At 40.0% G+C, this 20779-nt stretch carries 17 protein-coding genes, 1 other RNA gene and 1 riboswitch; of the genes, 2 read left to right on the top strand and 16 right to left on the bottom strand.

Annotated features, from left to right (window positions below):
• Positions 1-104: 104 nt before the first annotated feature.
• On the bottom strand, positions 105-962 hold the full coding sequence (locus ACFQRG_RS06985; RefSeq protein WP_380965143.1) for an SPOR domain-containing protein: 858 nt from the start codon (positions 960-962) through the stop codon (positions 105-107).
• Between the two features lie 221 nt (positions 963-1183).
• Between ACFQRG_RS06985 and ACFQRG_RS06980 the strand changes: the two genes are divergently transcribed.
• Positions 1184-2560, top strand: a complete 1377-nt coding sequence (locus ACFQRG_RS06980; RefSeq protein WP_380965142.1) for an MATE family efflux transporter — start codon at positions 1184-1186, stop codon at positions 2558-2560.
• Positions 2561-2608: 48 nt separating this feature from the next.
• Here ACFQRG_RS06980 and crcB (ACFQRG_RS06975) read toward each other — a convergent pair whose 3' ends face one another.
• The 5 genes from crcB (ACFQRG_RS06975) to ACFQRG_RS06955 form a co-directional block, all read right to left on the bottom strand.
• Positions 2609-2974, bottom strand: a complete 366-nt coding sequence (crcB, locus tag ACFQRG_RS06975) for a fluoride efflux transporter CrcB (protein WP_380965141.1) — start codon at positions 2972-2974, stop codon at positions 2609-2611.
• The gene (gene crcB / locus ACFQRG_RS06970) at positions 2971-3366 is read right to left on the bottom strand and encodes a fluoride efflux transporter CrcB (protein WP_380965140.1); all 396 of its coding nucleotides are present in this window, start codon (positions 3364-3366) and stop codon (positions 2971-2973) included. Before crcB (ACFQRG_RS06970) ends, crcB (ACFQRG_RS06975) begins: the two co-directional genes overlap by 4 nt.
• 68 nt (positions 3367-3434) lie before the next feature.
• Positions 3435-3509: riboswitch (Fluoride riboswitch) on the bottom strand.
• A 41-nt stretch (positions 3510-3550) separates the two neighbouring features.
• Positions 3551-4714 carry a thiolase family protein gene (locus ACFQRG_RS06965; protein ID WP_380965139.1) on the bottom strand — a complete coding sequence of 388 codons (1164 nt, stop codon included), beginning with the start codon at positions 4712-4714 and terminating at the stop codon, positions 3551-3553.
• Positions 4711-6183, bottom strand: coding sequence for an AMP-binding protein (locus tag ACFQRG_RS06960; RefSeq protein WP_380965138.1), 1473 nt, complete (start codon positions 6181-6183; stop codon positions 4711-4713). The genes ACFQRG_RS06965 and ACFQRG_RS06960 overlap by 4 nt, the downstream gene beginning before the upstream one ends.
• An 11-nt stretch (positions 6184-6194) precedes the next feature.
• On the bottom strand, positions 6195-6755 hold the full coding sequence (locus tag ACFQRG_RS06955) for a biotin transporter BioY (protein ID WP_380965137.1): 561 nt from the start codon (positions 6753-6755) through the stop codon (positions 6195-6197).
• Between the two features lie 250 nt (positions 6756-7005).
• Here ACFQRG_RS06955 and ACFQRG_RS06950 point away from each other — a divergent pair, with 250 nt between their 5' ends.
• On the top strand, positions 7006-7095 hold the full coding sequence (locus tag ACFQRG_RS06950; RefSeq protein WP_380897061.1) for a putative holin-like toxin: 90 nt from the start codon (positions 7006-7008) through the stop codon (positions 7093-7095).
• Positions 7096-7350: 255 nt separating this feature from the next.
• Here the strand turns inward: ACFQRG_RS06950 and parC are convergent, their stop codons facing one another.
• From parC to ACFQRG_RS06900, 10 genes are all read right to left on the bottom strand, one after another.
• Positions 7351-9774, bottom strand: coding sequence for a DNA topoisomerase IV subunit A (gene parC / locus ACFQRG_RS06945; protein WP_380965136.1), 2424 nt, complete (start codon positions 9772-9774; stop codon positions 7351-7353).
• A 5-nt stretch (positions 9775-9779) separates the two neighbouring features.
• Positions 9780-11744 carry a DNA topoisomerase IV subunit B gene (parE, locus tag ACFQRG_RS06940; protein ID WP_380965135.1) on the bottom strand — a complete coding sequence of 655 codons (1965 nt, stop codon included), beginning with the start codon at positions 11742-11744 and terminating at the stop codon, positions 9780-9782.
• Positions 11745-12074: 330 nt separating this feature from the next.
• On the bottom strand, positions 12075-12494 hold the full coding sequence (locus tag ACFQRG_RS06935) for a CoA-binding protein (RefSeq protein WP_380965134.1): 420 nt from the start codon (positions 12492-12494) through the stop codon (positions 12075-12077).
• 29 nt (positions 12495-12523) lie between these two features.
• Complete coding sequence (locus ACFQRG_RS06930; protein WP_380965382.1) at positions 12524-14044, bottom strand: carboxypeptidase M32; 1521 nt, start codon at positions 14042-14044, stop codon at positions 12524-12526.
• 175 nt (positions 14045-14219) lie between these two features.
• Entirely contained in the window at positions 14220-15368 is a 1149-nt protein-coding gene (locus ACFQRG_RS06925; protein ID WP_380965133.1) for a THUMP domain-containing class I SAM-dependent RNA methyltransferase, read from the bottom strand.
• A gap of 204 nt (positions 15369-15572) precedes the next feature.
• Positions 15573-15967: RNase P RNA component class B (gene rnpB, locus ACFQRG_RS06920), an RNA gene on the bottom strand.
• A gap of 116 nt (positions 15968-16083) precedes the next feature.
• A complete protein-coding gene (gene gpsB / locus ACFQRG_RS06915) occupies positions 16084-16398 on the bottom strand; it encodes a cell division regulator GpsB (protein WP_380965132.1) in 315 nt (104 codons plus the stop codon).
• A 74-nt stretch (positions 16399-16472) separates the two neighbouring features.
• Positions 16473-17045, bottom strand: a complete 573-nt coding sequence (locus ACFQRG_RS06910; protein WP_380965131.1) for an SLOG family protein — start codon at positions 17043-17045, stop codon at positions 16473-16475.
• An 89-nt stretch (positions 17046-17134) separates the two neighbouring features.
• Positions 17135-18406: a ribonuclease H-like domain-containing protein gene (locus tag ACFQRG_RS06905; RefSeq protein WP_380965130.1), complete on the bottom strand. Its 1272-nt coding sequence runs from the start codon at positions 18404-18406 to the stop codon at positions 17135-17137.
• On the bottom strand, positions 18397-20679 hold the full coding sequence (locus ACFQRG_RS06900) for a DEAD/DEAH box helicase (protein ID WP_380965129.1): 2283 nt from the start codon (positions 20677-20679) through the stop codon (positions 18397-18399). The genes ACFQRG_RS06905 and ACFQRG_RS06900 overlap by 10 nt, the downstream gene beginning before the upstream one ends.
• Between the last annotated feature and the right edge of the window lie 100 nt (positions 20680-20779).

The following is a 20779-nucleotide window of genomic DNA, read 5'->3' as shown; positions in this document are numbered from 1 at the left end:
TATTAATAGTTATTAAGGGTAAGCTGGTTTAAGCATATCAATATTTCGGAAAAAACTTAATAGGATCCTTAAAAATTAACAAAATATCTGGAAACTGTTTGTTGTTAATTCTTGATTTCATTAATCGTTTGCTTGATAAGTTTTTGTTGCTGTTCAAGAAGATTTTCGGTATAAGTCAGCATTCGAATATATATGTCAATGATATGTTGTCCATATTGATCACCGGGAACTGCCCACTTTCCATTCAATTCCGTCCAAGTGACCGCGCTGCCCCTTTTAACCATATCAAATCTTGGATCATAAATCGGATATTTATCGGGCGGAGCATCTAAAGCAGCATAAGCATATAAGTGCTGAAGATGAGCAAGGACTCCCTCTTTTGGCGTTGCGAACGAAGCGCCTTTTGCACCGCCGCCTGTCGCGCCAAGTCCGGCAAAATTATTTTGATCGGGGCTGACATCTCCTGTAAAGCGAAAGTAATTCGTTTCTAATATGGCCTGAGCGAAGGCAACATCGCCTCTGATGCCATAATCATACCCAAATTCAATATAATACCTTCCAAGCAGCGGCGCTTTTTCATTTACACTCCGTACAAAAGCATTTAAATGCTCCGGTAATAATACATGTGTCCCTCTAATCGTCAGCTCTTCCTTCGGCTGTTTGCCTGATGGCTTATCAACATTTTCAGGCTGCGCGGTTATAATAAACGCATCGAGGCCGTATCCTTCTAACATCTTTACCTGCTGTTCAGCATTTTCTTTATTTGTAAATGCCCCTGTTTGCACTCTATAATATGTTTTGCCATTTATCTTTGTCGATGTTATAAAGGATGATACTTTGTAGCTTTTCAAAAGAAGATCACGTGCCTCAGCATTTTTTCTATCGGCGAACGATCCGCAAATCACACGATATATCTCTTTTTCACTATCGCCTTGACCGGCATTAATGTCAAGTATATTCATTACAAACCTTCTTTCTATAAACCTTCTTAAATAACTTCTCTACTATTAAATGCCGGACTAGCAAAATTTGTATAGTTTTTCAACTTGCATATTATGATATTATTTTAACTATTTCTTATGTCATTTTTAGCAAACTATGTTAATAACATGCACTATTATAGAAAATTTATGATATAATCCATCTGATTGCCCTTTTGACTCTTTATGAAAGGCTGATATTTATGTATCAAACACATTCAATGGGTAAAAAAACACGTTTACTTATTTCTATTTTAATTCCTATTCTAATTACACAATTGGGCATGTATGCTATGAACTTCTTTGATACAGTGATGTCCGGGCATGCCAGTGCGGACGATTTAGCTGGTGTTGCGATTGGGTCAAGTCTGTGGACGCCCATTTTTACGGGGTTAAGCGGGATCCTGTTATCTCTAACTCCCATTATCTCTCAGCTTATTGGCGCGAATAAAAGAGAAAACATTCCTTTTTCCCTCATGCAAGCTATTTATTTAGCTGTTGTCATTGCAGTCGCCGTCATGGTTATTGGCGGTCTCGTTGTCAATCCCATTTTAAATGCAATGGACTTATCTCCCCAGGTTCAAGATATTGCATACAGGTATCTCAAGGCGCTTGCCTGGGGGATGATTCCATTGTTTGTTTATAATGCGCTTCGCTGTTTTATTGACTCACACGGGCAGACAAGGCTGACAATGATCATTACACTGACAGCACTGCCTATCAATATTATTTTTAACTATTTTATGATTTTCGGGAAAATGGGCTTTCCGCGATTAGGCGGTGTCGGCGCTGGATATGCTTCAGCCATTGCTTATTGGATTATTACTTTTATTGCACTATTTGTGATTATTTATAAACAGCCCTTTGCAGATTATAAGGTTTTTAAAAAGCTGTATCGCGTTTCTTTTGCCTCATGGAAAGAACAGTTAAAAATCGGTGTCCCTATCGGTTTCTCTATTTTCTTTGAAACGAGTATATTTTCAGCGGTGACTTTATTTATGAGTAAATATAGTACCATTATTGTCGCTGCCCATCAATCAGCTATGAATTTTGCTTCGGCTCTTTATATGATTCCTTTAAGTATATCAATGGCGCTAACGATCGCCGTCGGTTTTGAAGCAGGCGCTGCAAGGTTTCAAGATGCCAAGCAATACAGCTACATCGGCATTGCCATAGCGATTTCAATGGCAATTATTTTTGCGATCGCCGTCTTTTTATTAAACGGTCAAATCGCAAAATTATATTCGACGGATACTCAAGTAAGACACATGATTAAGGAATTTGTGATATATGCAATCTTCTTTCAGATCTCAGATGCCCTAGGGGCGCCGATTCAAGGGATTTTAAGAGGGTATAAGGATGTTAATATTACTCTTGTGATGACGCTTGTTTCTTACTGGATCATCGGGCTGCCATTAGGTTATATTCTGGCTAATTTTACACCGCTTGAGCCTTTTGGATATTGGATTGGTTTAATTGTTGGTTTGGCAGTTGGAGCAATTTGTTTATTTATAAGGCTTTCGGTTGTTCAAAGACGGTTTAGACGTTTGATATTACAAAGAAAGCAATTAGAATGTTAATGGCACGCATAAGCCCGGTGCTCCGTTTGCACCGGGCCTACTCATAAGTTAAAATGCCATACTGATCACCATGCCGGCAAAAGCCAGAAGGATACCGCCAATATAACTTACAGCTAAATATGTAATAAGAACGCCCTTTTGCCGTTTAAGGTGCATTTGGATATTTTCAAGCTTAAAAGTTGAAAAGGTTGTGAATGCCCCCATAAATCCAGTCCCTAACAGTAATTGCCAAGAAGAAGCCAACCGGCTCGCTGAAATCAATCCTAATAAAAAGGAACCAATGAGATTGACTAAAAGCGTTCCATAAGGAAATGATGATTTCCCTTTTTTATTGAACTTAGAACTTACCCAATAACGTGATATAGCGCCAAAGAAACCTCCGACACCGACCCAAAAAATATTTAAAAATATCATGATGCCCCTCCTGCCTTCTGAAACATTTGATCGCCAACTTTATAGCCGGCATAGGATAATACTAGCCCTCCAAAAAGACTGATGACCACATAGATAAAGGCGAGACCGATGTGAGAGGCATTTAATAACTTAACTGTATCAACACTAAATGTTGAAAAGGTTGTAAATGACCCGATCATGCCTGTCCCTAAACCGGTAAAAAGCTCAGCAGGGACACGTTTATTTTTTGAAAGATACGTTGTCAGCCATCCAAGAACAAAACTTCCAATTAAATTGGTTACTAATGTAGCAAATGGAAAAGCACCCGTCCAAACACCGCTGAATAAATGGCTGACACCATATCTTAATAAAGCACCAATAATGCCGCCAACACCGACAAACCAATAAACCATTGTTCATAAAACCTCCTCTATTTCTTTAGTATTTGTTTTTCACAAAAAAATAGACTCCTGCCATAGATAATATGGCAGGAGTCATTAGCCTAAATAAGGTTACTTAAAGGCAGTTAACGGTGAACTCCATCACCTATTTGATTCTGAAGTTATTGTAACTTTTAATCTAACCGGAGTCAACGCTTTAACTGACAATACTTTTGAAGAGTGTTGCCATGCCCATGCCGCCGCCGACACCCAAAGTTGCCAGCATATATTCCCCCTGATAGTTTGAAGCTTCAGTACATAGTCTTGTGACTAAAATTGCACCCGACGCACCATAAGGATGTCCTAAGGCAAGCGCCCCGCCGCCATGATTCACGATGTCCTCTGAAATATCCAAATTTCTTAAAGAGGCAAGTACTTGTGAAGCAAAGGCTTCATTAAATTCAACATAGGAAATATCATTGATTGATATATTGTTTCGGCTAATTAACGTTTTGACTGCAGGAACCGGACCGATGCCAAGAATGTTCGGATCAACACCAACAGTAACGGCGTCAATAAATTCCAGATCAGCAGAAAGTCCTAATTCTTTGGCTTTTTCTGCTGACATCACCAATGCAGCCGCTGCACCATCGTTGACAGGACATGCATTTCCAGCTGTGACTGTCCCATCCTCTGTAAATACCGGTTTCAAACGTTCAAGTTTTTCTATACTTGTATTGGGACGGGGACACTCGTCTTTATCTATTAAATGATCCGTCATTTGTTCAAGCGGCGTGATTTCCTTGTCAAAACGCCCTGATCTTTGTGATGCGGCAGCTTTCAGGTGGCTAAACAGGGCATATCGATCCTGATCTTTTCGGGAAATATCATACTTCTCAGCGACATTCTCAGCTGCGACTCCCATATCCGGATCACCGATATGATCGGGCGAAAATCTCGCCTTTGTGAAAATCTTTGGAGGTTTGTGATCATAAATTGTCGGGGGTTTTTCAATCTTCCACGGAGCAAGGCTGGTACTTTCAACCCCGCCGGCAATGTATATATCACCGGCACCTGCCTGCACAAAACGGCATGCCATATTAATCGCTTCAAGACCGGATCCGCATTGCCGATCTACCGTAACACCAGGTATATCAACAGATAAACCGGCCGTTAATAATGACAGGCGGGCCATATTACCTCCGGGTCCAACAACATTGCCCAGTATCACGTCATCAATACGATCAACTGGACAACCTGTTTCTTTCAGTAAATCGCGAATAACTGACGCTGCCAGCTCCTCGGGCGGAAAGTTTTTTAAAATACCGCCGACTTTGCCAACAGGTGTCCGTTTTGCCTTAATAATGACTGCCTTTCTCATAATAAAACCCCGTCTTGATTCATTAGCAGATCCTTTAAACGGTTCCTGGCCACTTTTCCGCTTGACGTTAAAGGAAATTCATCTAAACGAACCCATGATTTAGGACATTTATAATTTGGCAAATAGGATCTGCAATGTTTTTCTAAAAATTTATCGGTCATTTCCCGAGTTTCTTTTTCTAATAAAACAGCAACGATTTTTTCACCCCAATATTGATCTGGCAAACCTAGGACTGCAACATTTTTGATATTGGGTATTTTTTTAATACATGCTTCTACTTCTTCGGGATAAACATTCAATCCTCCGGTAATGATCATATTTTTCTTGCGGCCAACTAGAAAAATAAAACCATCTTCATCTATATATCCTAAATCTCCAACGGTTATCCACTTATCTCTTTGCTGAGGTTCCCCGTCATATCCAGAGAAAGCCATTGGACTATTAATAAATATTGTTCCAATCTGACCAGACGGCATTTCTAAACCTTCTTCATTTCTAACTGAAATGTCAACAAGATCAAACGGCCGGCCGACACTGCTCATTTTTGTATATTTTTGATGATCATATAATGTCATGAAGCTTGTTTCAGATGCGCCGTAGTACTCGTACAATCGGGTATCTGGCAATAAGTTTTTTAAAGCTTGAACAGTTTTAACACTAAGCTTATCCCCGGAAGACATAATTTTCGATAGATGATGAGACTTTAATTCTTCAGGATAAGATAGAAGCGATTCTAACATCGTCGGTACAACAAAGATCGTTGCTATTTTATATCTTTTCATATCTTTGATGAAATGCCGGGCATCAAACGATTCGGAAACAAAAAAGCTTGCTCCGACGTTTAAAGCATGGACAGCAGCGTACAAAGATAACGAGTGAACCATTGGGCCAGGCGCGGCGACGATTTCATTTTCCTTTATTGAAAAATACTTTTGACTGGCTTTAATGCTGTCAATCCAGGATTGTTGATGACGCAGAAAACCTTTTGGCAATCCCGTTGTTCCAGAAGTAAAGCCAAGATAAAAATCTTTATATTTCCCATCTATATGAGTTCGCGGACTAATATCATCCGGCATGCCGAAAGTTCCATTATCGTCATCTGTTATCACGATTTCTCCATTAAAGCTTTTGCGGTCAATCCGTTCGCACCAATCGCGGCAAGTTATGATAACGTCAATCTTGGAATAAGAGATAATGTCATTAAGCTGCTTATCTGTCCATTTTGGGTCAAGAGGAGCACAAATATTGGCACTGTGAGCAACACCCAAAAAGCACTCTATATACTCAATAGAGTTTGGCAAAAGCAGCCCTGCTCTTACAGGGGAATGATTTCTTTTATGTAAAATAGCTAAAGAAATTTTCTTAATTTGTTTCCCCAATTCTGAATACGTGACAGCCCGATGAGATGCGATTAAAGCCGCTCTATTGGGAAAACGTTCAGCATAATATAAAATTTGATCTGTTATCATAATGTCACTCCTTAGGCTGCTGACTTTTCTTTCTTTTCTTTTTGATTTAAATAAGGCTTTAATTTAACAGTTAGGACAGAAGTAATGATTACTTTTATCATATCACCAGGCAAAAATGCTAAATTACCTAGTGCGACAATCCTGACAGGTGTATGCGTCATCCATGAATAATACAAAATACCCCCTGCGTAAATAATTAAAATTCCGCCGATGATATTAAAAACAATGAGTTTGCCTATCTTTAACTTTTTATTAAATCGCTCTACGAGATAACCGATGATAAGTGCCGCGATTGGCCAACAGATAATATAACCGCCTGACGGACCGATAACAGTTTCCAATCCTCCTCTCCCGCCTGACAAAAAAGGCCCTCCTGCTGCAACTATAAGGACAAAGACCAATACACTTATAAAACCTTTTTTTGTCCCAAGCAAACTTCCGGCCAACATAACGCCTAAAGTTTGCAGCGTTACAGGCACACTTATAAGCGGTATTGGAATAGGAGGAAGAAGTCCCATGACAGCAATCATTGCAACAAATAATGCCGTTTGAACTAATGATAAAGTGCGCATTAAAAAACCTCTCTTTCGTTAACTTATTTATATTTTAGGTTAACAAAAGGAAGGTGTCAAATAAAAAAGCGGAAAAAACAGGACTAAAGCCTTTTTTTTTCGCTTTTATTAAAATATTAAATTTTTTTTAAATTTCAAGTGAAAATGAGTCTATTTCTTCATGAAATTATTTTCCAACACATGTTACAATAATTTTACAATAGACTTTAGTCTGCACAAAAGGACCGGTTCACTCTAGAATAAAGGAGTGATGACTGTGTCTACTTTTGAAGCGTTGACGTTAATGTTAAGCTTCGGTATGTTCGTTGTAACGTTAATGCAGTCAAACAAAAAAGGCTAGACCCCCTTATATTTGACAGGCCATAAGGGATGGTCTATTTGTTGATTGCTATCCTAAGCGGAACCGCTCCTCTTGGCAGAGTCTATTGTATATGGAACCGTTGGTGTTGCCCCCACCTCCGGTTCCTTTAATATTATTATGCAATCATCATGTTTCTATGTTCATTATACAATAAATTTAGTGCTTGTACACTTTTTAAGGAGTTTGTACCCCAACGTTTATCATTATAATCCCAAATAAAAAAATTATCAATAATTATTTTAAATTCTTCCAAATTTCAATAACATTTCCTGATTCATCTTGATCAACGACAAAAGTGCCATTGTTATAGCGGTCCGTTGAACGTATCTCGGAGACAGTGACCGGAACCCTTATATCGTTTTCCGTTCTTAACATCATTATATCTTCGTCATTAACAACTTCTATTCCTGCTATCCGATGAGGGGACTTTTTTAATTCCCTTAGCATAACTACTCCGCGGCGCGCGCGGCTGCTTTTCTCCAAAGTCTGGCCAATCGCCATTTTTTTGACCGCACCGCGCTGTGTTGCTATAAATAAGTCCTGATTTTGCCCCTCTGGGAATACTTTACCTCCAGTCACAATGTCCCCGTCTTTAAGATTGACAGCTTTAACTCCGGAGGCACGGGGTCTTACTAAGCCGGCCTCCTCTTCATCAAACCATAAGCCGTAACCTAGACGGGTTGCAATAATGATATTTGATGAACCATTCGTTAAATGGACATCGATACATTCGTCATCACCTTTTAATTTTATGGCGACAAGCGGCTTTGAGCGTCTTTGCGCTTGATATTGCTTCAATTCTGTCCGTTTAATCAAACCGTTTTTAGTTATAAAAGTTAAATAGTGCCCTTCGTTAAACTCATTGACTGGAACGGCTTGAATGACTTCCTCATCTTCATCTATCGGCACTAAGTTGGCGACATGCTGGCCAAGTTCTTTCCAGCGCTTATCAGGAATTTCATGAACCGGCAAATAAAGATAGTGGCCTTTATTAGTAAATACAAGTAAAGTATCTGTCGTATTCATTTCCGATTGCAATAATATCCGGTCAGAATCCTTCATAGCTGTGTCTTCACCGTTGCTGGCTGTATAAGAACGCAAACTGGAACGCTTAATATAGCCGCCTTTCGTCAGTGCCACCATAACATCCTCTGAAGCTACCATGACTTCAAGATCAATTTTAATTTCTTCAATGTCATTTTCAATAGTTGTTCTTCGTTCGGTTGCATATTTCTTTTTCACTGTGTTCAATTCATTTTTGATGACACGAATAAGTTTCTTTTCCGATCCTAAAATCGCCTCAAGACGTGAAATGGTTTCTTTCAGTTCTTCAGCCTCTTTTTGCAACGTTTCTATGTCCGTATTAGTTAAACGGTACAGCTGTAAATTAACAATCGCTTCAGCTTGAGCGTCTGTGAAACCAAATTGTTCAGAAAGATTATTTTTTGCATCTTTTTTATCTTTAGAGGCGCGTATCGTCTGGATAACTTCATCAAGAATAGAAACAGCCTTGATTAATCCATCAACAATATGCTGGCGTTCTTTTGCCTTTTTAAGTTCATATGTTGAACGGCGGGTTACAACCTCTTTCTGATGTTCAATATAAGCTGCTAAAATTTCCTTAAGCCCCATTAATTTAGGTGTTTTATTAATGATTGCTACCATATTGAAATTATAAGTGATCTGCAAATCTGTGTTTTTATAAAAATAATTCAAAACACCCGCCGCATCGCCGTCTTTTTTCATTTCAATAATGACACGCGTTCCGGTCCGGTCTGTTTCATCACGGACTTCGGCGACTCCTTCAACTTTCCGATCGAGCCGGAGTTCTTCCATTTTTTTAACTAAGTTGGCTTTATTGACCTCATAAGGCAACTCTGTGATGACAATTTGTTCGCGGCCGCCTTTTAACGGTTCTATTGTTGAACGTCCCCTGACAACAATTTTTCCTTTTCCTGTCCGGTAGGCTTTCTTGATACCGTCGATACCCTGGACAATTCCGCCGGTTGGAAAATCGGGCCCTTTGATGACTGTCATCAGATCCTCTACTGTACAGTCGGGATTTTCCATAGCCATAATTGCTCCATCAATAACTTCTCCTAAATGATGCGGTGGAATATCTGTCGCATATCCTGCTGAAATCCCAGTTGAACCGTTCACAAGCAAATTCGGGAACCGGGATGGCAGCACGATAGGCTCTTCAGTTGTATCATCGAAATTCGGAACGAAATCAACGGTTTCTTTATCAATATCTCTAATCAGTTCAGAAGCGATGGCAGATAATCTGGCTTCTGTATACCGCATAGCAGCGGGGGGATCGCCATCTAAGCTGCCGTTGTTTCCATGCATTTCAACGAGCACATTACGAACCTTCCAATCTTGGCTTAACCGGACCATAGCATCATATACGGACGAGTCGCCATGGGGATGATAATTACCGATAACATTACCAACAGTTTTGGCCGATTTCCGAAACGGTTTGTCATGTGTATTCCCGTCTTGATGCATCGCAAAAAGAATCCGGCGCTGTACAGGCTTTAAACCGTCACGGACATCAGGCAAAGCCCGTTCCTGTATAATATATTTACTATAAATCCCAAAGCGGTCGCCAATGACCTCTTCAAGAGGAAGATCCAATAGCTTTTCTGGATTGGCCATAAATCTTATGCCTCCTCAGTTACGGATATATTTTCGTTTTCCAGTATATTCGTTTCTTCATCCAGCCCAAATGCCACATGAGATTCAATCCATTTTCTGCGCGGTTCAACCTTATCGCCCATTAAAGTGGACACCCTTCTTTCAGCGCGTGTTAAATCATCAATTTTAACCCTGATAAGTGTTCTTGTTTCTGGATTCATCGTCGTTTCCCACAGCTGATCAGCATTCATTTCGCCAAGGCCTTTGTAGCGCTGAATAATATATCCCCTGCCGATCTTTTGGATAGCCGCTTTTAAGCCTTGATCATCCCAGGCATATTCAATCACTTCTTTTTTGCCTGTACCTTTACTGATCTTGTAAAGCGGCGGCAGGGCAATGTATACTTTGCCGGCCTCAACAAGCGGGCGCATATAACGATAGAAAAAAGTCAGCAGTAAAACTTGAATATGCGCGCCATCGTTATCGGCATCGGTCATGATTACTATTTTATCGTAATTTGTATCACCTATATTAAAATCCGTCCCGACGCCTGCTCCTATAGCGTGGATAATGGTGTTAATTTCTTCATTCTTAAATATATCGGCAAGCTTTGCTTTTTCCGTATTGATAACTTTTCCCCTGAGCGGTAGGACAGCTTGAAACTTCCGGTCACGTCCTTGTTTAGCAGAACCGCCTGCGGAATCCCCTTCGACAAGGTATAATTCATTTTTCGCCGGATTTTTTGACGATGCCGGCGTTAATTTGCCGCTTAAAACGGTTTCTTTACGTTTGCCTTTTTTCCCGTTTCTTGCATCTTCACGAGCTTTCCGGGCAGCTTCTCTAGCTTGCGCTGCTTTAATGGCTTTTTTTATCAGCATTTCACTAATTTTAGGGTTTTCCTCTAAAAAGTAAGTAAGTTGTTCAGAAACAACTGAATCAACCGCGGAACGCGCCTCTGTTGTCCCTAATTTTCCTTTTGTTTGGCCTTCGAATTGCAGCATTTGCTCAGGGACCCGAACGGAAACGATTCCTGTAAAGCCTTCACGTATGTCACTGCCGTCAAGATTTTTACTCTTTTCCTTTAATAAAGAGGTCTTGCGCGCATAATCGTTAAATGCCCGGGTAACAGCGGTTTTAAAACCCGATTCATGAGTGCCGCCGTCCTTGGTTCTAACATTATTAACAAAAGAAAGAATGTTCTCAGAGTATCCATCATTAAATTGAAAAGCGACGTCAACTTCAATGTCATTGGCTGTACCCTCAAAGGATACGACTGAATGAAGCGTATCTTTTTCTTCGTTCAAATAATCGATAAAGGCTTTAATACCGGAATCGTATTGGTATGTCTCTTCTTCCCCGGAACGTTTATCGATCAGGACTATCTTTAAACCTTTTAATAAAAAAGCCGCCTCTCGTAAACGTTCACTTAATATATCAAAATTAAATGTTGTTGTGCTAAAAACGTTTGGATCAGGCTTAAAGTGAATAGTCGTTCCTGTCCCTTTTGCCTTTCCTGTCTTTTCGAGCGTTGTCACGGGATGACCGCCGTTTTCAAACCTTTGTTTGAAAGTATGACCGTCTCTTTTTATTGTGACTTCAAGCCATTCTGAAAGCGCGTTAACAACCGATGCACCGACGCCATGAAGTCCGCCGCTCGTTTTATAGCCGCCGCCTTGGCCAAATTTACCGCCTGCATGCAACACAGTAAAAATAACTTCCGGAGTCGGTTTCCCTGTCCGGTGCATGCCTGTAGGCATTCCGCGGCCGTGATCTGCAATGCTGACACTTTTGTCTTTATATAAAGTCACAATAATTTCGTCGCCGAATCCGGCCAATGCTTCATCAACCGAATTATCGACAATTTCGTATACCAAATGGTGCAAGCCTTTGGCATCCGTACTGCCAATATACATCCCGGGCCTTTTTCTAACGGCTTCCAGGCCCTCAAGCACTTGAATCGTCTCATCGTTATAAGCAGTTTGTCTTGCCAAATAAAAAAACTCCCTTCAACAAACAGTCAACATCAATTATTTCATTATACCAGAACAAATGTTTCTATAGTAAATAAGACTAATCTTTTTATACTATGAATTTAAAGAAAAAGAAAGTATACATTGCTGTTTCGGCTTGCCTTTCTTATGTATTAAAACAATTTCTCTTTAAAGAAACAAGTGTCAAAATTATTTCAACGTTTAAGAGCAGCGCTCAAAAAGGAGGACAAGGACTTAACAACGAAGAAATTCACCTTCAATCTTTGCAGGATTATTTTTAACATCCTCTAAAATGCCCCATCATAACGATTGATGGGGCATCAGCATTGATTAACTATTTATCATTTGTTCATGTTGAACTTTAATGCACCGATCCATAACAACAGTGATTCCATGCTTTTGCAAATAGTCATAAGCATCTTCATTCGCTAAACCTAACTGGGCCCAAAAAACATCAGGTTTAATTTCCGCCGCTTCTTTGGCAACATCTAATAAAAACTCGCTTCTTCTGAAGACATTGACAATATCAACATGACCTTCAATGTCTTTTAATGACCCGACGCTTTTTATGCCAAACACTTGATCAGCTTTTGGATTTACAGGTATGATTTCATACCTGGCGTCCAACATGTGTTTCGCGACTTGATACGATGTCCGCTCCGGGTTATCAGACAAGCCGACAACCGCAATCCTTTTAGCTTTTGCTAATATACTGTTAAGCTCATCCGGTTTTGGATTTTGAATGGTCATATAAACACCTCATTAATTACTATTTTTATTTAGGCCAGTTCATAAACGCTTCGGTATTTCTTACTTAAATAATCGACAAGATATTTAGCGTTTAATTCCTCTCCTGTCGCGTCTTTAAGAATTTCTATCGGTTTCTGCATTCTTCCAAACTGATGAATGTTTGTTGTCAGCCATTCACGAATCGGCTTAATATTTCCTTCTTTTAAAAGTTCATTAAAGCGGGGTATATCTTTAAGCATTGAATGCTTAAACTGAGCCGCATATAAATATCCTAATGCGTAAGATGGGAAATAACCGAAATCACCGCCTGACCAGTGAATATCCTGCAGCACACCTTCCCGGTCATTTGCAGGTCTCAAGCCGAGGTATTCTTCATATTTTCCATTCCAGACTTCAGGTAATTCACTAACCTCTAAGCCATCATTAAATAAAGCTTTCTCAATTTCATAGCGAACGATGATATGAAGAGGATAAGTAAGTTCATCAGCTTCCAGCCGAATTAATGACGGACCGGAAATATTAATTGCTCTATAAAAGTCTTCTAAAGAAACATGATCAAATTGTCCGTCCGCATATTGTTTTAGACTGTCATAGTGTTTTTCCCAAAAGGCATGATGACGTCCAACAAAGTTTTCAAAAAACAACGACTGGGATTCGTGGATACCCATAGATGTTCCGCTGCACAACGGCGTTCCTATCAATTCTTTTGAAATATGTTGTTCATAAAGCGCATGGCCGCCTTCATGAATCGTCCCGAAAACAGCTGTTCGAAAATCATTCTCATCATAGTGGTTCGTTACACGGACATCACCGGGATTCAAAGAAATTGCAAAAGGATGACCCGTCTCATCGAGTCGGCCGGCATCAAAATCATAGCCCATTTCCCGTAAAATATGTAAGCTGAACGCTCGCTGCTTTTCTTTTGAGAATCGCTTAAATAAAAATGATGTTTCCGGCCGATCCCTTGAACCTGCAATTTCTTGAACTAAAGGGACAATTTGTTCACGCAATTCGCCAAACACTTTATCAATCATACTTACCGTAACACCTGGCTCATATAAATCAAGCAGCTTATCATAAGGCTGACTCTCGCAGCCCCAATATTCTATAAAGCGCCTCTTAAAATCAACGATTTTTTCTAAATAAGGCTTAAGCATATTGAAGTCGGCTTTTTCTTTCGCTTCTTCCCACAAGCTTTCCGTTTTAGCTTGAAGAATCACGTACTCCTTATATTCCCGTTCCGGTATTTTGACATTTTTGTCATATTCCCTTTTAGAATACGCTACTGACTTCCTTGTTTTTTCACTCAGCTCATTTTGCACGCCGGGATCAGTTAATGCGTCAATGTAATATTTCATTTCCTCAGAGGTAGACATTTGAAAAACTTCACCGGATAAGGTGCCAATCACTTCAGAACGCTGCTCCGCGCCCTTTTTTGGAGCACCTGTCCGCAAATCCCAAGCCATTAACGAAATCGCTTCTTCAAAGTCCATGATCTTTTTGACGTACTCAAAATAACCTTTTTCAATGTCCTTGATTGATGCCAAAATAATCACTACTTTCTATTTGGAATTGCTTATCATTTCGATACAATAATAGCAATATCCTTCAAAAAGAAAGTAACAAGCGATGCTCCTCAAACTGCTACGAGTTTCGACAAGAAATTAGCGATGCGTCTTTGAATATCCTATGGTAAAGGATCGAGCAAAAACATCTCGAACTTTTTTAAACATCCTCTTTAGTTATTCTAGGCGGTCGTTTGCCAAAGTATTGATAATAATCCGTCCGAATTCTCCCGTTGTACAGTTTTCGTTTTTTTGAAGCCTTTTTACCAAAAGACTTTTCAAAGTCATCAAAAGATGTAATAAAATAAAACGACCATGTCGGATTTTCACGATAAAGATGGCCCAACTGCCGGGCAATCTCTTCAGCTTCTTTATATTCACCCATTCTTTCACCGTAAGGAGGGTTGCCGACCATACATCCATACTCTTCCTTACTTGTAAAATCAGACACTTGCATTTGCTTAAATTTAATAAGATCGCCAAATCCCGCCTCAAGCGCGTTTCCGGCCGACAATTCAACCATTTGATGGTCAATATCTGTACCTAGTATGTTAAGCGGCTGATCATATTTCGCAAGATCCTCAACTTCCTCGCGGGCCTTATCCCAATCAGCCTGAGAAATGAGCGTCCAGTCTTCAGAAATAAAATCCCTATTAAAACCCGGGGCAATATTTTGTCCAATAAGCGCCGCTTCTATCGGCAGTGTACCGGAACCGCAAAAAGGGTCAATAAACGGCCGATCCGGTGTCCAATTCGTTAAGGTTATAAGAGCAGCGGCTAATGTCTCTTTTAAAGGCGCTTGTCCATGATAATAGCGGTAACCCCGTTTATGTAAACCCGCGCCGCTCGTATCAATGGTTAAAGTGGCTTGATCCTTTAACAAGGAAACTTCAATCTTGTAAAGCGGACCATTTTCATCAAACCATTCTTGATGGTAATGCTGCTTTAGATTTTCCACAATCGCCTTTTTAACTATTGCCTGACAATCCGGTACACTGTAGAGCTGAGATTTAACCGATTTGCCTGTTACTGGAAATTCGGCATTAACAGGCAAATAATCTGCCCACGGCAAGGCTTTTGTCTGCTCAAACAGCTCTTCAAAAGAAGTTGCCTTAAATTCGCCAATTTTCAATTTGATGCGATCAGCTGTTCTCAACCATAAATTCGATCGGCAAATGTCGATCGGCCCGCCGGTAAAAATAATTTTTCCGTTCTCGACTTGAACATCTTCATATCCAAGATCTCTTAATTCTTTTGCAGCAATAGCTTCCAATCCCATTGCCGTCGTTGCAATCAGCGATAACGCCATATTGTCTTCCTCCAACATTTTTTCTATATTAATAATTCGTTATCAAATTAAAACAAAATTCTCCACACTCAGCAAAAGCATCAGCATGTTTTTATTATTATGTATTACCTAATATCATTAAATCAAACGCTTGTTAAAAATTCTATAAAAAATAAAAAAAGCCCTATAAATGGGCTTCAATCACTTCAACAGCGCATTATTCCGTTCTGTAAGCCATGTTCTGTTCCATTGTACTGCTAGCGGATAAAAGTATCCTTGTACGCCGGCGGTAATCATCTATCTACAAGCATCAGCTTGTCCCTCCATCCGTTGAATTCCTTCAGGAGAGTTCCTCTACCAAAATTTGAGTTTCTCGCTCGCGGGGTTTACCTCGTTCCACTTCTGCTGTTTCCAGCAGAACTTCGTCACTGTGGCACTTTTCAAAGGTACTGGGCCATATCCTGATGGACTTAGGCGGTTTTCCTTGCCGTTAATTCAGCCAAAGCCGAACTACCCTAGCTTATCGTTTCGCTAGGCACGAACACTACGATCATCTCAGATCGTGCGAGCATGGACTTTCCTCTATATCCGCAATACGGATACAGCGATTACCCGAACGCAATAACGCGTCACGAATTACAATTATAGACCTTAAGTCTGAATAAGTCAAGAGGGCATTCAAAAAAACTAAAAAATTTATTCCCTCTATGATTAAGCTTTTTAAATCAGCGCTGACTTATTCACTTAAACGGCTGCCAAACACATGCTTTTCCAGGTTTGATAACCGTTTTAAGATATCATAATTTGTTTGGCCTTGCGCTGCCGCTATCGGGCGTCTAGGTTCAGTTTTTTGACTGCCCGCGTCATGTTTAAGTCTTTGAATTTCTTGTCGTAAACGCATAATTTCTCTGTTAAAAGCCTCGTAATCTTTAATAATGGCATCAAGAAATTCATCAACTTCAACGATGTTATAACCTCGCATTGCACTTTTAAAATCTTTTTCTGCAATTTCTTTAGCTGTTAGTTGGCTTACCTTATTATTGTTATCCAATGAACATCACCTCAACGTTTAACACATTGGTTGTATGTGCTTATTATTCTTTCAAAAATATGGTGAAATGTCAATTACATTTGCGTCCAATAATCAGGATCTTGCTCCCTGAGCTCAGCTGATGCAAGCTCAAGATCATAGCGGTTGATCATAATAATAGGGTAATGAGAGTGCTCCTGCTTTCGTCTGGCAGGACCTAAATAATATTGCGGCGACCCCGGTGTCTCTTCATCGTATACGATAAGCAAACCGTCACTTTTCCCAATTATAAAATCATTTTTCTGGCGAAGCTGCGCAGGGTGCTCATACGGACGTTGTGTAATCGCTTCAACAAAATCTGCATTTGCTAAGATATCATAGTACATACTTTTAGCATGCTCCGGCCAGCGCCCCTCTTGTTCAAGAAAAGGCATCAAAACAGCCAATTTCACCTGTGGATATTCTTCTTTAAGGTTTAACACAGTCTCAGCAGCCCAAAGTTCTACACCGGGCTGGCCGCTAATGATAAACCATTCAATACCTTCTTCGATAAGATGTATAATATTTGACCGTAAAGCAAACTTGATTACCTCAATTCCCGGATGCTGTTGAGTGAAAATCCCAAGTTCATTCGGTTTATATCCTGTTACAGCTACCACACCGCTCATTAAATACCACCTGCAATATTAAGCGATTTTTTATTACAAAATGTAAAATCAAGACAGAAAAAGGCCTATTTTGCGCTTACCCGGGCAATTTAATCAATTTTCCTTTCCTTAGCCTTTAATCGATCAAACCTTTTAATGATGTCTTGCTTATCTTCGTCCTGTTTTGTTTTTAGTATTGTATTTTTATATTCTAATCGATTTAGAGCTAATTCTGTATAATAAATCGCTTTTTTTATATCTTTATATTGATGCTCCAATAATTTAGCCGCTTCAATGCATAGATGAGGGTCCATATCGTTTTCTGCAAGCGTTTCATATAATGCGAAGGATTCTTTATAGCGCCCGGCCTTTTTATAAAGGCTTGCCAAATCTTTCATTGCCTTTTTAGCATATAATGTCTTTTCATTTAAAAGTCTTTCAAACACAGAAATTGCTTGCAAATTGTTACCAATATAACGATACCACCTGCCAACTTGATACAATTCATAATCGCGGACACCGGAATCATTAAAGTGTAAAATCCTTTTTGATAAATGAATATAGAGCGTCACCAATGTTTTTATATCTTCTGCATTATGTTTCATAACACCTTCTATTAAAGAAGCCTTTGGCTGTTTTAAAAATTGAAAGTATAGAAATGGTGCCATATGACCGGGTACATCGTTGGATCTTTTGATTTTCAATATTTCCTTTTCAACTGTTTCAAGCCGGGTTGAAGACAAATGATCCTTCCAAAGCCGCCTTGACGCATGCAGTAAATCAAAGTGGCCAAAAGACGGAAGCGCAGGTACGCGTTCTTTTACAAACTGATGCCTTGTTTTTACTCTCGGCCAATCAAAAGATTTACCATTATATGTCACAAGGTTTTTAAGATCTGGGCAGTTGGATAAAAAATAATGATAAAAAGCCGCTTCATGTCCTGGTCCCGGTAAAAAATACTGCTTTAGAATCAGTTTTTTGCCAGTTACTCTTGCCGTGCCAATAAGAAAAATCATATGGCCGGCTCCTGCCCCGAGTCCTGTTGTTTCCGTATCAAAAAACAGCAAATCATCCATTTTTCTTCCGCCGGAGGATAAGGGGTGATCAATGTTCGATTTTTGCCAATCAGAAAGGATATCCTCTAACTCATTAAACGAATAAAGACCATGTTTTTCATTTAAGTCAAACTTTTCTGTTCTAATTAATATAAATTGATCATCAAACATCTTGATATCTGCGTTAAGATGTTCTGCGGCTAATTCTAATTCCTGCTGGTAACGATCGTTAGCACTTATTTGGCGGGGAGTGCGCTTACTCTTCTCTCCAGACCCCTCCCGGCTGAGATGATTTTTATATCTTGCTAATTGCTTTTTTAATGACACGGGCTTTCATCCTTCATTGCTTTTAAAAGAGAGACAACCATCTTTTTATTTATACTTTCACCGCCATGGGTCATCCCAATACAGGATGGGCAGCCTGCTTCACACGGACAGCGTTCAATCATCATTTTGATTTCATCCAATATTTTCGGCATGATATCATATAATTTTTCACTTAAGCCAATGCCGCCGGGATACTTATCATAAATAAAAATCGTCGGCTTTTCATTATGCGGGGCCTTTATTTTCGGTACAACTTGTAAATCAACAGGATCACATATCACAAAAAGCGGCGCTGCATGCTTTAAAATATGACTGATGCCAAGCAACGCTTGTTCAAAGGTTTCCTTCTCATATTCATTCATGATGTTATCCGAAAAACTGATCCACGCGGCGCTGGTATGCATTTCCTCTTCAGGCAATTGAATCGGTCCCCAGCCGATATTCTCATGCGTTTCAAAGCGAATTTTCTTAAATAATGTCGCCATTGCCCTAACGGTAACCTCACCGAAAGCCGTCTCAAATTGTTCTCCGTCATTCTGTCTTTTTTTATCAATATCCAAAACATCCATTTGAACAGCTAAATTGGCATCCGTATAATAATTGACATCAATTTGCCGGACGTAGGCCTTTTTCTCTTCCCAATCAAGCTTCTCGACTTGATATTGTTCGCCCTGGTGCAAGTAGATCGCTTCCTCATGGAGCATCGTCATCGCGCTGAAGCGGTCCATTTCACCGATCACTTTGACATTCGCCTGCTCAGTCTGGTCTATAATCACAACATTTTCTTGTGAAGCTGAACGAAGACTAATATTCGTTGCCGGGAAAGCATCGTTCATCCAAAACCATTTTCCCGATTGAAAATGCAACACATCTTCATCACTCAAAAAAGTACAAATATCTTCTATTTCAATGCCGTCAAATGTCTCATCTTCCCTGAATGGCAATTCATACGCTGCACATTTAATATGGTCGACAAGAATTATTAAGTTATCAGGGTTAATACGGGCTTCCTCAGGATTCCGTTCAAAGAAATAATCCGGATGCTGTATAATGTATTGATCTAATGGACTCGATGAAGCAACTAACAAGATAACCGCTTCATCCTGCCGTCTCCCCGCCCGTCCTGCTTGCTGCCAAGTGCTTGCTACTGAACCGGGATAGCCTGTCATAATGCATACCTGAAGCTGTCCGATATCAACGCCTAACTCCAGCGCGTTCGTACTGACAACACCCATAATCTCGCCATTGCGCAGCCCTTTTTCAATGCTGCGGCGCTCAGAAGGCAGGTACCCGCCGCGGTAGGCACGAATTTTTGACCTTTCAGCCCGTCCGGTATTTAAAGATTGCAAATAACTTAATAATAACTCGACCCGGACACGGCTTCTGGCAAATACGATCGTTTGAATGTCATTTTCTAGGAATTCCTTAGCCAGTTCTTTAACTTCCAGTGTGGCGCTTCTTCTTACATTTAATGGTTTGTTGACAATCGGCGGGTTGTAAAAAGCAAAATGTTTTCTGACAGATGGGGCACCGTTTTTATCAATTAAATGCATCTTCTTACCTGTCAACGTCTCAGCATGTTCTTTTGGATTGGCGATTGTAGCTGATGTGCAAATAAAAATAGGGTTGCTGCCATAATAATGGCAAATCCGTTTCAACCGGCGGATAACATTAGCCACATGGCTGCCAAAAACACCGCGATACGTATGAAGTTCATCGATAACAATATAATGAAGCTTTTCAAATAACGATACCCACTTCGTATGATGAGGTAAAATGGCCGAATGAAGCATATCAGGGTTTGTAATGACGATTTGGCTGGCTTGACGAATTTTTTGCCTGATTTGGCTTGGTGTATCCCCATCGTATGTATAGCTCTTTAGAGAAACCCCCATCTCATCAATCATCTCGTTCATTTCACTTTTTTGATCTTGCGCAAGCGCCTTTGTTGGAAACATGTACAAAGCTCTTCTGTTATTGTCTTCTAATAATCCTTGCAGAACAGGCAAGTTGTAACAAAACGTCTTTCCTGAAGCGGTCGGTGTAACAGCTACAAAATCTTTCCCGCTTTGCGCGGTCTTAAAAGCCTCGGTTTGATGGCAATACAACGCTTCAATTCCACGTTTTCTCAAGGCATCAATTAACCTCTCGTCCATCCCGTTAGGAAATGGCGCTGTAACAGCCTTACGTTCGGGAATTGTATGCCAATGAACAATATTTTCGTTTGTTTTTAAATCTGAAATAAGGTCTGACATGGTTTGCCTGACTTTCATTCTTATCCCCTTCGTTTAATTGTATTACTTTTATTTTACCATATCGAATGGATGTTCTGGATAGAAGTTGCTTCCTATAGATAACTTGGCTTGTGCTAAG

This window comes from Scopulibacillus cellulosilyticus, assembly GCF_042665295.1.
GTDB classification, from domain to species: Bacteria; Bacillota; Bacilli; order Bacillales; family Sporolactobacillaceae; genus Scopulibacillus_A; species Scopulibacillus_A cellulosilyticus.
This window is presented reverse-complemented; position numbering and strand designations above follow the sequence as displayed.